Origin of the sequence: Shewanella surugensis (assembly GCF_023284005.1) — a bacterium.
GTDB lineage: Bacteria > Pseudomonadota > Gammaproteobacteria > Enterobacterales > Shewanellaceae > Shewanella > Shewanella surugensis.
The window spans coordinates 25,137-39,697 of record NZ_JAKIKS010000045.1 but is presented as its reverse complement, the minus strand read 5'-3'; the positions used below and the strand labels follow the sequence as shown (position 1 = coordinate 39,697).

The following is a 14,561-nucleotide window of genomic DNA, read 5'->3' as shown; positions in this document are numbered from 1 at the left end:
TTCTTCAACAACGGTAAGGTGTTCGATCAGGGTCATTGGGTTACCTCTCAGAAAGTGAGGTGCGATTAGATCACAGTAATTCAGCAGATTCAATCTTTGTTAACAAAGTGCTATCCCGCCCTGCTCTGGGAACAAGCCTAGGATCACCTTATTATCTAATTTCTTGATGTCACTGTTTGCTGTAAGGACGGTCAACCTAAAACAAATTGCCAATGCAAAACCTGAATCAAATTATCGTAGACTCCAACGTTTTTTTTCATCATACAACTTTTGCTACGATGAATTGGCAAGATTTATTGTGGGACTCTTTTTCAATAAATGGGCCGTTGAGCATATTTTTGTGGGTGCTAACAAGACCTCAGCTGTTGCCGCTAAGGCTAAGGTTGTGGCAGAAGAAACAGCTTTGGTCGCTAATACGACGATGATAAATGCGAGTCGTCTTGCCGCTATTGCGAGTAATGTTGAGACAAATACGTTAAAAACGGATGTCATTGCAACACAAGTTAAAGCGGTTGATATTAAAATTGAAGGAGTTAGTACCGAAGTGAAGGCAACGGTAATCAAAGTGGAAGACATTACAACGGATATCAATACGGTGGCTACTATGGTTGCTGTAGTCGGTACTGCTGTAATCAGTAATACAAATAAAATAGAATCTAATACATCTGAAATTTTTGAGAATACTTTACATATTATGTCTACAGAGCTTGCCATGATTGGATAATATTAATTGTTGTTCAATTTTATGCGTATTATTCTGATAGAACTTTTGCTGAGTGATGTCTATAATAAATGAGTTAAACTGTTTTTATAGCTTGGATCTCTGAAGGTATGTATTAATGAAATTTCAAGATTTTTTGGGGATAGACTTACCCATTATTCAAGCGCCTATGGCGGGTGTACAAGATAGTGCACTTGCCATTGCAGTCTCTAAGGCTGGTGGGCTTGGCTCACTGCCTTGTGCCGTGCTCAGTCCTGAAGTCTTAAAAACAGAACTCGATAGAATAAAAGAAAAAGTATCCGCTCCTATTAATCTCAATTTTTTTTGTCATCTATCACCTGAGTATAATCATGCCAGTGAATTAAAATGGCGGGCCGCTTTAAAGCCTTATTTTTTAGAATATGGCATTGAAGAGTGTGATATGACTGAAGGGGCTAAACGCTCGCCCTTTAGTCATGATATCGCTGATGTGATAGAGGTTTATCAACCCGAGTTTATCAGTTTTCACTTTGGTCTGCCTAATCAAGATTTATTGGCGCGTGTTAAATCTTGGGGAGCGAAAGTACTATCGACCGCAACAACCGTTGATGAAGCTAAGTGGCTAGAAGCCAATGGAGCAGATGCTATCATAGCTCAAGGCGTTGAAGCGGGTGGGCATAGAGGGATGTTTTTAACCCAAGATGTGAGTACTCAACTCGGCACTTTTGCCTTGTTACCGCAGATTATTCAGCAAGTCGAATTACCGGTGATTGCTGCGGGGGGGATCGTTGATGCGCAAACGGTAACATTAGCCTTATCTTTTGGCGCAATGGCTGCTCAAGTAGGGACAGCGTATTTGTTATGTGATGAGGCGAAAACAACCGCATTACACCGAGCGGCGATTAAAAGTCATCATGCTAAACATACAGCATTAACAACACTGTTCTCGGGACGACCGGCTCGTGGCATCGTTAATCGGATTATCACTGAAATGGGCGCGATGAATACAGTCGTACCGCCGTTTCCTTTAGCGGCAACCAGTATAACGGCGCTGCGAAAAAAAGCAGAAGCGGTAGGAATAGCAGACTTTTCTCCTTTATGGTGCGGACAAAATGCGACGGGTTGTAAGGAAATCTCTGCTTTAGCATTAACGCAACAGCTGGCTAGACTCATTTAGCACGCTTTCAAGTCATCTTATTATGGTGATTATTTGATGAAGATAAGCATCTCTATTACGTCGTTTTCTTATATCATTTAGCCATTATGTAACGATTTGGTTAAAAATGCTTTTGTTGCAAGCCTTAAACAAGGAAAAGCCATGTTGGTTTTTCGTTCAAGTGGTGTCATATGGCAGTTTTGCTGCAGCAGCGCGAAAAGTGAGTTACCCACGCCGGACCATATTCAATTTCATGACACTCAAGTTGAACAATTAAGCCAAGATTGCCACCGCGATTTGCGCGTTCGCTACATCTGCAAACAAGAATGGGCCCTAGTTGGGTTTAACTCGAAAAAATCTTATCAGTATTGGTTGAGGAGGGCGGAAGGGGCAAAAGCATTTTAAGAGACTTTTGGAATATTTCTATATTATTAATCTCCGCATTTTAAAATGCCGCTGAGAGATTTTGAATTAGCGAAGTCTATTCGAAAGTGTGAAGTGGCCTTAAATCCTCTCTGAGAGCCTTGTTCGATCATGTAATGTTTGCTGTGATCGTTTTTGAATCCAACACGCCGAAACTAACCCTTAATCGGCGATGCCTGTTTTTACGACAAGTAAAAATCCAGCCAAAACGAATAAACACCATAAAAAATATTTTACTTGCTGAATTTTGACATATTTTAAGATTTTAGGAAGTAATTAATTTGCTTATTACGTAAAATTGAAGCATCAATCAATGAGGTTAATCTAAATGTCTGGTATATCGATTGCTGGAAGTATAATGAATCGTTCAATTAGCTTGGATGAAATGGATTTAATTGCCAATGCGCAAAGTGAAAATGAACTCAATAGCATATGGGATTCTATGATGGATTGGTTTTGTTGGACAAATAAAGTGGCGGCAAAAAAAGCCTTATATTGTTCACTAAACGAAGAGGCACCGGCTGAACAAAGATTAGCGAGCTTTGCTCAATTAAAGCAACTTACCACACTAAATTATCAAGATAATTTAACCGCATATATTAAGGAAGATGGACTGATATGTATCGCCATAACAGGAACATCCGTTAATAATCAAGTCAGCTGCTCCTCACCTAATCAAGCTACGCAATACATGATGATTTGGAGTAACCTCGATCAATTAGAGGATCTCTCATTTATCCAACGCATGAAAGTACTCTCTTGTTTAGAAAGCTTAGATTTGCTCGATAGTGAGTCTAAAGAAACAACGAAATTCACCAGCATCACTCAGGCTTTAGCACAAGTAATTATAGCCCGTAATCAGCTACTTGACGAGGGGGTTTTTCTCCCTTTATCCGTTGAAAAAAATGAGAACAGCTCAATCACTATCAGCTTTGATGGTCTAATCAATATCACTGCCGATATGCAACGCTTTAACTTCAAAGATGAAAGCTGGTTTAAGGAAGAACGCGATCCCGCTCAAATACTAGAAGATAGAAGCCCTATGAAAGCGAAAGAGGTCTTGGATACGGTATACGCAAAAGAGACGAATGGTACATTTACCATTCATGGTCTTACTGCACAAAATCAAGACAGATTACAAGTCGAAAGTTTGTCTAAACAGCAGCAACAGAAGCTAATCGATCAACCATTACTCTGCCAGCAGTTTGTACAAATGAACATTAATGCCTTTAATCATCCTGATATAGGTATCGATGGATCACAGGCTATCATCATGCTGAACCTTGGCCCCATTTCTTCTAAAGAGGATGACCCCAGCCAGAATATGAAAGATTTTTTAGTTACGATGGGGAAAATATTATCTCAATTAAATCTAGAGAATATTATGAACATTCCATCTGAGCTTCAGTTATAGCATTCACGGCAATACTGGGGCTGATAAACTTTAGTCTTTTTTCGCTTACGGACTCGCCATAAGCCTTCTGTGATAAGCCATTGCCTTAAGGTTTCATTTGAAAGACGAATCCCATGAAGCTCAGTTAATTTTTCACAAGCAAAGGTGGGTTTAAAATCCGTGTATTTTTGCTTAACCAGCGTTAGCACTTTATCTCTAAACTCAGGTGAAAAGCGTCGATTACTAGGCAGTCCACGGCGTTTAGACACCAGACCAACTTCACCATCTTGGCGAAATTGATTAACGAGCCTTTGTGTGTGCCTGCGAGTGAGTCCTAAAATAGCAGCAGCGGCCATTTGGGTTAATTGTTTATTACAAACTTCTTTAATGACACCAATGCAGTTCATTTTCACTCATCGTAATTAACATGACACAAATCTAATACACGGGATTATTTGCGCCTAGCATACCAGAATGTGACATAACTATATTGGATCTACACTACCAGTAATAAGATCGACTTATCGCTGGTTATTTGTTTTTTAATATCTTGGCAGCAGCCCTTTCTCATTACACTCAGGAATAGGCAGTCCCTTTTCATTTAAATGAGAAAATAGTTTATCTTCATGATCTGGCCCTATACTTTTAAGTCAGGAACCTGTTGCAAAATATGCTTATTTTCTTGTGAGTCGTAATCAACTATTTAATGGCAGAAAATGAAAACAAAATATTTTCATAATTTTTCATTATTTTTCATTATTTTTTATGGTATTTCGATAATAAAATAGTGTGGCTAGCGTGATGAGTGAACAAATGAGCAAATAAACAGCAGGGCTTAAGAGGGAGCCAGTTTGTATTATTAATAATTGTGAGATTAAAGGTGCTAGACCACCGAAAATGGCAAAGCCGATATTAAAACCCATGGCGGTGGTGAAATAACGGGTTTCTATGTGGGTACATTTAATCATTAGACTTGGCAGCGGCCCTTGATACGACATAGTGAGTAATGTGAACAGTACAAATACGCAAAAAATCATGAAATAGTGTGCGTTATCATTCATCACAAATAACAGACCAAAGGGAAGAATGAGTGATAAAATACTGCTTGTGAGTAAAATGGGGTAACTTTTATATTTATCCGATAATTGACCAAAAAATAACATCATGCCAATTCCCAATAATTGTACAATAGCAACCAGAATATGGATATAGGGCCAGTTAGTATTAGAATATTGTTGGGTATATTGAGGTAAGTAGAAAAAAGTAAAATAGAATAATGAAGCGGGTGTGGCCATGAGTCCTATTAACATAATAATCTGTTGCATCGATGCTTTTTGTTTCACTTGTTCATTTTGTCTTTTCTTTAATTGAGAATAATCGATGGATTCAGGCATTGATAATCTGATAAAGAAAAATAAGAACCCCAGCGCGACGCCAATAAAATAGCACAGTCGCCAGCCTTCTAGCATAAAATGCATCGGGGATAGCATAGATTGAACTAACATAATGGTCAGTGAACCGAGTAAGATCCCAATGCTGACAAAGCTCCATGTAAGGGCACCAAAGAAGCCTCTTTTTTCTTTGGTGCATGACTCTAACATGTAGACAAAGGTGCCTGTGACTTCTCCTCCGGCAGCGATCCCTTGAATTAGTCTGAGCAGAATAAGCAAAATTGCGGCAGAATTGCCCCAATGGGTTGCTGTGGGTAGGTAACCGATGCTGAGCATAGTGAGTGTCATGAGCCCTATGGTCAATAAGAGCGTCGCTTTTCGCCCTAATTTATCACCCATTTTTCCGAAAAAATAAGACCCTATGGGACGAGCAAGATAGCTGATAGCAAAGACGGCATATCCAATGATGATCCCTGTTGCAGGATCGACCTGACTAAAATAAAGTTGGCTAAAAATAGGAATAAAGGCAACATAGAGGGTAAAGTCATACCATTCTATGATATTTCCTAGTGCCGCATAAGATTGATACCGGCTTGTTTTCATCACATTACCAAAAAGTGTTCAGCCAATGAAAAAGAACTTATATATGATTTTAGTTGAGTCTAAATATTTTTTCATGGTGATTGTTGCTTATATCTGACGTTGATCTGAGCAATTGCTAAAATTTTTATTTTTTCATACATCAAATTGTCACCTTTATTGAGAGGGCATTATGAGTTTAGATCATCACTGTATTGTTGCCGATGTTATTGATGACTTAAAGTTAGTGTCATTGTTAGATCAACACTTACCTCAAGATGACAAGCAAGAAATTCGCCTTGGTGAGGCCGTTAAAGACATGATTATGAATGGGCTTGGTTTTTCTAATCGTCCTTTATCCCTTAGTCCTCAATTCGTTACCAATAGAACATCTATTCCGTAAAGGGGTTGACCCCCGTCATTTTAATCGTCATAAACTGGGTAGAACTTTGGGTCTAAGTACAAATGGTATTCGCCCACCTATAACCATAGAGTCAAGTTATACACAGACTAAAACAATAGTAGATAATCAAGGTAAGTAGGTTGATATTCCTATTTCCCAAACAGAAAACAAATTATATGCAATAAAAACCATTGATGATGGTGACTGTTCTGTTGCAAGTATAGGGTTAAATCCTAAAACAGTGAGAACGACTACATACGTTAATGATATGCCCAATCACATTATCACCCAAGGTTCTTAAAGAACAAAAGTTACAATTATTCCAAACGCTACAAAATGTGAATGTTGATCCTAGTTTAGGTGAGCCGGATTATACTGTATTTGCAAAAACACCTAAAGATCTAGATACGATGGATCTTTCAAAGTTAAAAATTGACTTGCAATGTCTGGAACATATTTAACACCGCAAGAATTGGGGTTGTTAGCCACATGTTCTCATATGAAAGTGTTTTTAATCAGTCTTCAACTATCAGATATTGCAAATATTTCGAATTGTAGAGGACAAAGAAATATCGTCTGTTCTTTGGGGAGGCGCGGCTGCGAATAAATGTACCGATCAAGGAAGTTATTGTTCTTTTACTATTCGTAGTATGAACGCTTATAGCGTGTCTGCAACGGTCCTTTATGAAGATGGGACTTATAGTACAGCGTCTGCAGTGGCTTCTTTTGAAGATGGCCGTTAGTGATCGTAAAGTCATGCAAAATTAAAACGCACACTATAATGTGTGCATTTTAATTATGAGGCATTTTACCCAATTTATTTCATAGGGTTTGATATTAGTGCTCGAACATCGCGGAAATAGATTCTTCGTTGCTGACTCGACGAATAGCTTCAGCCATGACGGTTGACATAGTTAATTGTTTAACCTTGTCAACAGCTTGAATTTCTTTACTGAGGGGAATGGTATCGGTCACGATGACTTCATCTATTACCGATTCTTTGATATTTTGAGCGGCATTGCCTGAAAAGACAGGATGAGTGGCATAAGCAAATACGCGGTTAGCGCCATGCTCTTTCAATGCTTCAGCGGCTTTACAAAGTGTGCCACCTGTATCAATCATATCATCGACAATAATACAGTCACGGCCTTGAACATCACCAATAATGTGCATGACCTGAGCGACATTAGCTCGCGGGCGACGCTTATCGATAATGGCTAAATCAGAATCATCAAGCAATTTTGCCACTGCACGCGCTCGAACGACGCCACCGATATCAGGCGACACAACGACAGGGTTGTCTAATGCCTTAGACAACATGTCTTCAAGTAACACTGGGCTACCAAAGACATTATCAACAGGGACATCAAAAAAACCTTGGATTTGCTCAGCATGTAAATCACAGGTTAGCACTCTATCGACGCCGACACTGGATAAGAAATCTGCAACGACTTTGGCGGTGATCGGTACACGAGCACTGCGTACACGGCGATCTTGACGGGCATAACCAAAATAGGGGATGACGGCAGTGATACGACCTGCAGATGCACGACGAAGTGCATCAACCATGACGATAAGTTCCATTAAGTTATTATTAGTTGGTGCACAAGTAGATTGAATGATAAAAACATCTGCTCCCCGTACATTTTCGTTGATCTGGACACTTATTTCCCCATCACTGAATACGCCAACTTCTGCGTCTCCCAGTTTACAAAATAAACGTTCGGCTATTTTTTTAGCGAGATTAGGTGTAGCGTTACCAGCAAAAAGTTTAATGTCAGGCACTGTGTGAACCTCAGGCTTAAGCGTTATTTGTAGTGGCTGAAATAATCCGTATATTATTTCAGAAGCGTATCTTAGAGTTGATTCAACCTCAGCTCTAAAGGTGATATATTTTTCCCTTGTGCAACAAATCCACTCATATCCGCAGGTAACTTAGCAAGTGCGGATAAGGCTTGCTGATGTTGCTCGAATTCACCGAAAACACATGCCCCGGTTCCGGTCATTCTAGACGGCGCATATTCTAGCAGCCACGCTAAGGCGTTGGCAACTTGAGGGTAGCGATCTGCGACCAGTTTTTGGCAGTCATTTTGCCAAATATTGCTCATTAAGGACTCGAGCGAAAGTTTAGGGGTATTACGGGGCAGGTTTGGATCCTGAAAGATATCGAAGGTTGAGACATGGACATTAGGCGTGATAATTAAGTACCATTTTTCGATGGGAGTAACGGGAATTAATTTTTCGCCCACACCTTCGGCAAATGAAGATAAGCCGTTAATAAATATTGGTATATCAGCACCTATAACTAGGCCTATTTCACTCAGTTCTTCTCGATTAAGCTGAGTATCCCACAAGGCATTTAGTGCGACTAAGGTGGTGGCGGCATCAGATGAACCACCTCCAATCCCTCCACCCATGGGTAAGCGTTTATCAAGATATATTTCAGCACCTTTATGGCACTGGGTGTGAGCTTGTAATGATTTTGCGGCTTTAAGAATTAAGTTATCGCTTTGTGCAACAACTTTATTGATATTCGAATGAAGCTTAAAGTGAGGACTGCTTGTTACTTTAAAATCAAGGTAATCACAATATTCAATAAATTGAAATAATGTCTGTAGTTCATGATAGCCGTCATCACGTCGACCATTGATATGTAAAAAGAGATTGAGTTTAGCTGGAGCTGGCCAAGAGAGCGAAATGGTGGCATTCATGTTAAGGGATTTTCTCTGCATGTGTCATTTGGTGTAAGCTGCTGGGGTTGTCAGTATATGTATTCGATGGAGCTAATGCTTGCCATTGATTAATTTGAATTTTTATTTTTATGTCATCACTATTCAGTGTTAATAGTCTAGGTAATTCTGTGCCGTTTTGTTGCTGCCAGCTAAGGTAATTAATGGACCACGGTGGCACGGCTTGGGTTGTCGTGATATTGATCGGGCGGTGTTGATTGTCTTGGATATTAACAATATCACTTGGGCTTGGTTGCCCTGTAATCCAAAGTGGTAATGCATCGATGGGGATAGCCCATCCTGTGACATTCAAGAGCAAGGCTTGGGCATTATTATCTTCATAGGTTTTACCATCGATCGTTAAGCGGGCTTTGCCGTTTTTTTGAGTTAATGATAAAATTCGAATGCCGAGCATGGTAGTCAGTGTTAATTCATCACTGCTAGTCGTATGTAACCAATATAAGTTACTGCTTAATTTATCATTTGGCGCTGTAATGGCGAGTTTTCCTGTCATTTCCCATATGCTGGCTTCAGAGACCTGATTGACCGAAATAGGGCTCAGATTGGTAGGTAAGCTGCTACATCCAGAAAGAAGGACTACGCTTAGCATTAGCCATAAAAAGAGTTTTTTGCTTAAGTCAGTCAAATTAATTATTCGATATATTAGGATCAGACAGCTTATAATACGAGGGCAAACAGAAATAGCCAATGCTTATGGTGATCTTTTCATTGGACTTGTAAAATAGTCGATTAGGTGAACAAAAAAGCAGCGGTTATGATGTTTTTTCGAAAAATACCGCTTAAATAAGCATTATTATTCGGTTTTGTTAAGCATATTCTGTTTTTAAGTAACCCAATTCAGTAGAATAGCGGCCAATAAATAAGATGGTAATAATCTAAACGAGTCAGATGAGCCTTGTAGCAATCGGAATCAACCATAAAACAGCCACCGTGGATATTCGCGAAAAAGTGGCGTTTGCGCCAGATAAAATTCATGATGCCATGAAGAGTCTGGCTGCGCACTCATGCTCAGGCGAAGCGGTTATTATTTCAACCTGTAATCGTACAGAACTCTATTCTAAGACCAGTAACCCTCGTCAACTTGTTGATTGGCTTGAAAAGTATCATGATCTATCTCATGAGGAAATTGCGCCGTGTTTGTATGAGTTGACCGATCAGGCAGCCGTTAAGCATCTTATGCGGGTATCGGCTGGCCTTGATTCTTTGGTGTTAGGTGAACCGCAGATCTTAGGGCAAGTTAAACTGTCATTTTCCCAAGCAAGAGAAGCGGGTACGGTGGCGTTTTCCATGGATAAATTGTTTCAGAACACTTTTTCTGTGGCTAAAAAAATACGGACCGAGACGGATATCGGCACGTCAGCGGTATCGGTCGCGTTTGCTGCGGTGAGTATGGCTAAGCACATTTTTTCAGCCTTAAGTCAAACGCAAGTTTTATTAGTGGGGGCTGGAGAGACGATAGAGCTCGTGGCAAAACATTTGCAAGATAATGGTGTGAAAACCATGATAGTGGCAAATAGAACCATTCATCGTGCTCAAGCTATGTGTGAACAGTTTGATGCAAAAGCCATAACATTAGAACAAATCCCTGATTTTCTCGCGAAAGCGGATATCGTGATATCCTCTACAGCGAGCCCATTACCCATCCTTGGAAAAGGCATGGTAGAAAAAGCGCTAAAGCAGCGTCGTCATCAACCTATGCTATTGGTTGATATAGCAGTTCCTCGCGATATTGAAGCTGAGGTTGCCGAATTAGACGATGCTTTCCTCTACACTGTAGATGATCTGCAAAGCATCATTGAACAAAATATGGCCTCTCGTCGAGAGGCTGCCGAGCAAGCTGAATTAATTGCTGAAGATCAATCTCACCAGTATATGGCGTGGATCCGTTCGTTGAGTTCGGTTGACAGTATTCGTGAGTATCGCACTAAAAGTATGGCGGTGAGAGATGAATTGGTTGAACGAACCATTAATAAGTTAGCGCAGGGCGGAGATAGTGAAGCACTTATCCTCGAGCTGGCTAATAAATTGACGAATCGTTTGATCCATGCACCGACACAAGCGTTAACTGCGGCGAGTCGAGAGGGGGATTTACATTCTCTTGAGCAATTAAGAAACGTGCTGGGATTAGATAAAGACTAAGGTTAGCGTTTTAATGAAAGAGAGTGTTATTCGCAAGCTTGAAGGCTTGCTTGAGCGAAATGAAGAGGTATTGGCTTTACTGAGCGATGCGAGCGTTATTGCTGATCAAGAACGTTTTAGAGCCTTATCTAAAGAGTATGCTCAATTAGAAGAGGTTGTTAAAGCGTTTACCGCTTTTCAGCTGGCAGATAATGATTTAGCATCCGCCAAAGAAATGCTGACGGAAGATGATGCCGAACTGAAAGAAATGGCTCAGGAAGAAATCAAGCATACAAAACAGGTGATTGAATCTTTAGAAGATACATTGCAAATTTTGCTGCTGCCTAAAGATCCGAATGATAATAACAACTGTTTTGTTGAAATTCGTGCGGGTGCCGGGGGGGATGAGGCCGCTATTTTTGCGGGCGATTTATTCAGGATGTATAGTCGTTATGCAGAAAATCAACGCTGGCAGCTAGAAATCATGAGTACTAACGAAGGTGAGCACGGTGGCTTTAAAGAAGTCATTGCTAAGCTTAGCGGTGAGGGTGTGTACGGTAAAATGAAGTTTGAATCAGGTGGACATCGTGTTCAGCGAGTGCCTGAAACTGAATCCCAGGGGCGTGTGCATACTTCAGCGTGTACTGTGGCTGTGCTCCCTGAAGTCCCTGAAGCGGAAGCGATTGAGATTAATTCATCAGATTTAAAAGTCGATACCTTTAGAGCATCGGGTGCGGGTGGGCAGCACGTTAATAAAACAGACTCCGCTATTCGTTTAACCCATATCCCATCGGGCATTGTGGTTGAATGCCAAGATCAGCGTTCTCAACATAAAAACCGAGCGCAAGCCATGAGTGTATTAGCGGCTCGAATTCAAGCGGTTGAAGATGAGAAACGTCGTAGTGCAGAAGAAAGTACCCGTCGTAATTTGGTGGGTAGTGGTGATCGCTCAGAGCGTATTCGGACGTATAACTTTCCACAAGGACGGGTGAGTGAGCATCGTATCAACTTAACTTTGTATCGTCTTAATGAAGTTCTAGAAGGGGATCTCGGGGTTATTTTAGAGCCGTTAATGTTAGAGAACCAAGCTGATTTATTAGCGGCTTTATCTGACGATTAATTTGCTGCTTCCTTGTTTTATTATATAAAGTAAAAGCCCATTGATGGGCTTTTACTTTATATATCCAAGCCGCTGAATGTTTAACTTAATACAGATCAATCATGTGTTCATAACGAAAAGGATGTGCAGTGCAACTTATTATTGTTAAAGCGCTTGAATGGGCTTCATCACAATTGATGGATATTTCTGATACGCCTCAATTAGATGCCGAAATTATGCTATTACATGTGATTAATAAGCGGAGAGCTTATCTTTATACTTGGCCTGATAATAGTATCACATCAGAGCAAGGTTCAGAGTTTAAGCGTATGTTAGTCAAACGTTTGGACGGTAATCCTATCGCACATATCGTCGGTGAACGTGAGTTTTGGTCACTGCCTTTTAGAGTGAATCCTACCACTTTAATTCCTAGACCTGATACTGAAATTTTAGTGGAGACGACCTTAAATTTACCGTTATCGGAAATGGCGCGCGTGCTTGATTTGGGAACGGGCACTGGGGCGATCGCACTGGCTTTAGCCCATGAACGTCCTCATTGGCGGATCACTGGTGTTGATAAGGTAGCAGATGCGGTTGAATTAGCAGCATTAAATCGTCAGCTACTCAAGTTAGAACAAGTTGAAATTTTGCAAAGTGATTGGTTTTATGCCATCAATTGCTATGATTTTAATTTAATTGTGTCTAATCCTCCTTATATTGATGAACAAGATCATCATCTTGATGAAGGTGATGTCAGATTTGAGCCCCAAAGTGCCTTAACGGCGCCAGAGGCAGGCTTTGCTGATTTGTATCATATTGCAGCCGCTGCGCGCGATTATTTAGCACCAGGTGGCTATTTACTACTCGAACACGGTTACCAACAGGCGATTGCTGTTCGTGAAAAGTTGATTGCCTTAGGCTATGAAAATGTGTCAACGGTGCGCGACTTTGGCAGTAATGACAGGTGTACGCTTGGACGTTGGCCTAGATAATCATTTCCATCAATATTAGAGCCAACTCTTTTTTGTTGGCTTAGATCTTGTTTTGATTTCCTCCTCTGTATTAAAAGTAAATGTTCTATATTTATCCTTAGCTGATCATTAATCTATGGCTCATTGAGCTATTCAATTGAGATAAGGAAATATAATGGAGCCACAAGATGACCCTGCTTATGCAGGACAGGCCGTTTATACTCGTAAAATGTTATTGATTTATAATTTGTGGGTATTGGGTTTTTCTAATGCTTGCTTATGGCGCTGCCCCACTGCGTTTCTAAGGGCGGAGTTTCATAAAAAAGTCAGTTTAAATCATCTCGATGTTGGTGTGGGGACGGGCTATTATTTAGAGAAGTGTTTAACGCATACAGCAAGGCGAGTGGGGTTGTTGGATGTAAACCCTGTCAGTTTATCAACTGCAGCCGCTAAGATCCGTGCCTTTCATCCTGAAATTTATAAGGGAAATGTATTAGCTCCCTTGTCATTAGATTGTGATAAATTCGACTCGATTAGCATGAACTACTTATTACATTGTTTGCCCGGTAATATTGTCACTAAATCGGTGGTATTTTGGCATTTGAATGAATATTTAAAGGAAGGCGGAGTGTTATTTGGCAGCACAATATTAGGTCAAGGAACGTATCCAGGTTTTTTTGCGACTAAACTGATGAATTTTTATAATAGCAAAGGTATTTTTGATAACTTGTCTGATGATTTGACCAGTTTAGAAACGGTTTTAAATGAGACTTTCACTCAAGTTAAAGTCGAAATGCGCGGTTGTGTGGCGATATTTTCAGCGGTTAAAAAATAATTTTCTGGAGCAATCAAATGAAATTGAATGTGGTATTACTGCTGATCTGGAGTTGTTGTTTTAATGTATCAGCAGCTGAGCAACTCTTGGTTGGGACGACGGGAGATTATCGGCCATTGACGTGGCTTGATGAGCCAAGCCACGTTTTCAGTGGTGAAGCGATTGAGCTTTTACAGCGTTTTGCTAAAGATGAGGGATTTGAGGTGACATTTGTTCAGACTCATTGGCCTGAATTATCGACTGATTTAGCTAGTGGACGTTTTCAAATGGCTGTAGGGGGGATTTCTGCGACTCAGGGTCGAGCCGAGCAGTTTTTAGTCTCTGTTCCTATTGCGGTGTTTGGTAAAACGGCATTAATGCGTTGTCGTGATCAGTCACGCTTTAATGACTTTCATGATATCGATCGTACCGGAATACGCATTGTGGAAAATCGCGGCGGAACCAACGAACGTTTTGCTTTATCGAGAATAAAAAAGGCCACATTAATTATTGTGCCAAACAATCACCTTCCTTTTCGTTACTTGGTCGAAAATAAAGCCGATGTGATGTTCACTGATTCAATCGAAGTGGATTATATTAGTCGTATTAACCCTTTATTATGTGGCTTACGTTCAAAAAAGCGATATACAACATCGGAGAAAGTGTTTTTATTTCGCCGCGATGAAGTCGCGCTACAGAAGAAGTTTAATACTTGGTTTAAAAAACAAAAAAAGTAAACATTGTGGATCGTTAGTTAGTTTACC

Annotated in this window: 15 protein-coding genes and 1 pseudogene; 11 read left to right on the top strand and 5 right to left on the bottom strand. The window is 40.3% G+C overall.

The features are described 5' to 3' along the window. The first annotated feature begins 298 nt into the window (after positions 1–298). The 4 genes from L2764_RS12825 (at position 299) to L2764_RS12810 (ending at position 3,693) form a co-directional block, all read left to right on the top strand. Positions 299–724 carry a hypothetical protein gene (locus L2764_RS12825; RefSeq protein WP_248940650.1) on the top strand — a complete coding sequence of 142 codons (426 nt, stop codon included), beginning with the start codon at positions 299–301 and terminating at the stop codon, positions 722–724. Between the two features lie 115 nt (positions 725–839). Continuing rightward, positions 840–1,877: an NAD(P)H-dependent flavin oxidoreductase gene (locus L2764_RS12820; RefSeq protein WP_248940649.1), complete on the top strand. Its 1,038-nt coding sequence runs from the start codon at positions 840–842 to the stop codon at positions 1,875–1,877. 141 nt (positions 1,878–2,018) lie between these two features. Further along, positions 2,019–2,261, top strand: a complete 243-nt coding sequence (locus tag L2764_RS12815; RefSeq protein WP_248940648.1) for a hypothetical protein — start codon at positions 2,019–2,021, stop codon at positions 2,259–2,261. Positions 2,262–2,637: 376 nt separating this feature from the next. Next, positions 2,638–3,693 (top strand): hypothetical protein, encoded by a 1,056-nt coding sequence (locus tag L2764_RS12810; protein ID WP_248940647.1) that lies wholly within the window; start codon positions 2,638–2,640, stop codon positions 3,691–3,693. Here L2764_RS12810 and L2764_RS12805 read toward each other — a convergent pair. Further along, positions 3,684–4,079 (bottom strand): helix-turn-helix domain-containing protein, encoded by a 396-nt coding sequence (locus L2764_RS12805; protein WP_248940646.1) that lies wholly within the window; start codon positions 4,077–4,079, stop codon positions 3,684–3,686. The two genes, L2764_RS12810 and L2764_RS12805, sit on opposite strands and share 10 nt — an antisense overlap. Positions 4,080–4,418: 339 nt before the next feature. Continuing rightward, positions 4,419–5,666: an MFS transporter gene (locus L2764_RS12800; protein ID WP_248940645.1), complete on the bottom strand. Its 1,248-nt coding sequence runs from the start codon at positions 5,664–5,666 to the stop codon at positions 4,419–4,421. 169 nt (positions 5,667–5,835) lie between these two features. On the opposite strand from L2764_RS12800, the pseudogene L2764_RS28245 reads away from it, so the two are divergent. Both L2764_RS28245 and L2764_RS12790 read left to right on the top strand, forming a co-directional pair. Further along, positions 5,836–6,094 (top strand): annotated as a pseudogene (locus L2764_RS28245) (DUF4277 domain-containing protein); the annotation flags it as partial. A gap of 487 nt (positions 6,095–6,581) precedes the next feature. Next, positions 6,582–6,788 (top strand): hypothetical protein, encoded by a 207-nt coding sequence (locus L2764_RS12790; protein ID WP_248940643.1) that lies wholly within the window; start codon positions 6,582–6,584, stop codon positions 6,786–6,788. Positions 6,789–6,882: 94 nt separating this feature from the next. On the opposite strand, the gene L2764_RS12785 is transcribed toward L2764_RS12790, so the two are convergent. The 3 genes from L2764_RS12785 to lolB all read right to left on the bottom strand — a co-directional run bounded on the left by L2764_RS12785 (position 6,883) and on the right by lolB (position 9,384). After that, a complete protein-coding gene (locus L2764_RS12785; RefSeq protein ID WP_248940642.1) occupies positions 6,883–7,830 on the bottom strand; it encodes a ribose-phosphate pyrophosphokinase in 948 nt (315 codons plus the stop codon). A gap of 71 nt (positions 7,831–7,901) precedes the next feature. After that, entirely contained in the window at positions 7,902–8,756 is an 855-nt protein-coding gene (gene ispE / locus L2764_RS12780) for a 4-(cytidine 5'-diphospho)-2-C-methyl-D-erythritol kinase (RefSeq protein WP_248940641.1), read from the bottom strand. 1 nt (position 8,757) lies between these two features. Beyond that, the gene (lolB, locus tag L2764_RS12775) at positions 8,758–9,384 is read right to left on the bottom strand and encodes a lipoprotein insertase outer membrane protein LolB (protein WP_283106996.1); all 627 of its coding nucleotides are present in this window, start codon (positions 9,382–9,384) and stop codon (positions 8,758–8,760) included. A 299-nt stretch (positions 9,385–9,683) separates the two neighbouring features. On the opposite strand from lolB, the gene hemA reads away from it, so the two are divergent. From hemA to L2764_RS12750, 5 genes are all read left to right on the top strand, one after another. Continuing rightward, complete coding sequence (gene hemA, locus L2764_RS12770) at positions 9,684–10,934, top strand: glutamyl-tRNA reductase (protein WP_248940640.1); 1,251 nt, start codon at positions 9,684–9,686, stop codon at positions 10,932–10,934. A gap of 13 nt (positions 10,935–10,947) precedes the next feature. Then, positions 10,948–12,033, top strand: coding sequence for a peptide chain release factor 1 (gene prfA / locus L2764_RS12765; protein ID WP_248940639.1), 1,086 nt, complete (start codon positions 10,948–10,950; stop codon positions 12,031–12,033). A gap of 128 nt (positions 12,034–12,161) precedes the next feature. Continuing rightward, positions 12,162–13,004, top strand: a complete 843-nt coding sequence (gene prmC, locus L2764_RS12760) for a peptide chain release factor N(5)-glutamine methyltransferase (RefSeq protein WP_312018353.1) — start codon at positions 12,162–12,164, stop codon at positions 13,002–13,004. 154 nt (positions 13,005–13,158) lie between these two features. Then, entirely contained in the window at positions 13,159–13,818 is a 660-nt protein-coding gene (locus tag L2764_RS12755) for a class I SAM-dependent methyltransferase (RefSeq protein ID WP_248940638.1), read from the top strand. A 17-nt stretch (positions 13,819–13,835) separates the two neighbouring features. Further along, on the top strand, positions 13,836–14,534 hold the full coding sequence (locus L2764_RS12750; RefSeq protein ID WP_248940637.1) for a transporter substrate-binding domain-containing protein: 699 nt from the start codon (positions 13,836–13,838) through the stop codon (positions 14,532–14,534). Positions 14,535–14,561 lie beyond the last annotated feature (27 nt).

Bases quoted from the DNA above. Each gene is read 5' to 3' on its own strand.
- L2764_RS12820 (WP_248940649.1), top strand. From the start codon at position 840: ATGAAATTTCAAGATTTTTTGGGGATAGACTTACCCATTATTCAAGCG.
- L2764_RS12815 (WP_248940648.1), top strand. From the start codon at position 2,019: ATGTTGGTTTTTCGTTCAAGTGGTGTCATATGGCAGTTTTGCTGCAGC.
- L2764_RS12810 (WP_248940647.1), top strand. From the start codon at position 2,638: ATGAATCGTTCAATTAGCTTGGATGAAATGGATTTAATTGCCAATGCG.
- L2764_RS12805 (WP_248940646.1), bottom strand. From the start codon at position 4,079: ATGAACTGCATTGGTGTCATTAAAGAAGTTTGTAATAAACAATTAACC.
- L2764_RS12800 (WP_248940645.1), bottom strand. From the start codon at position 5,666: ATGAAAACAAGCCGGTATCAATCTTATGCGGCACTAGGAAATATCATA.
- ispE (WP_248940641.1), bottom strand. From the start codon at position 8,756: ATGAATGCCACCATTTCGCTCTCTTGGCCAGCTCCAGCTAAACTCAAT.
- lolB (WP_283106996.1), bottom strand. From the start codon at position 9,384: ATGCTAAGCGTAGTCCTTCTTTCTGGATGTAGCAGCTTACCTACCAAT.
- hemA (WP_248940640.1), top strand. From the start codon at position 9,684: ATGAGCCTTGTAGCAATCGGAATCAACCATAAAACAGCCACCGTGGAT.
- prfA (WP_248940639.1), top strand. From the start codon at position 10,948: ATGAAAGAGAGTGTTATTCGCAAGCTTGAAGGCTTGCTTGAGCGAAAT.
- L2764_RS12755 (WP_248940638.1), top strand. From the start codon at position 13,159: ATGGAGCCACAAGATGACCCTGCTTATGCAGGACAGGCCGTTTATACT.
- L2764_RS12750 (WP_248940637.1), top strand. From the start codon at position 13,836: ATGAAATTGAATGTGGTATTACTGCTGATCTGGAGTTGTTGTTTTAAT.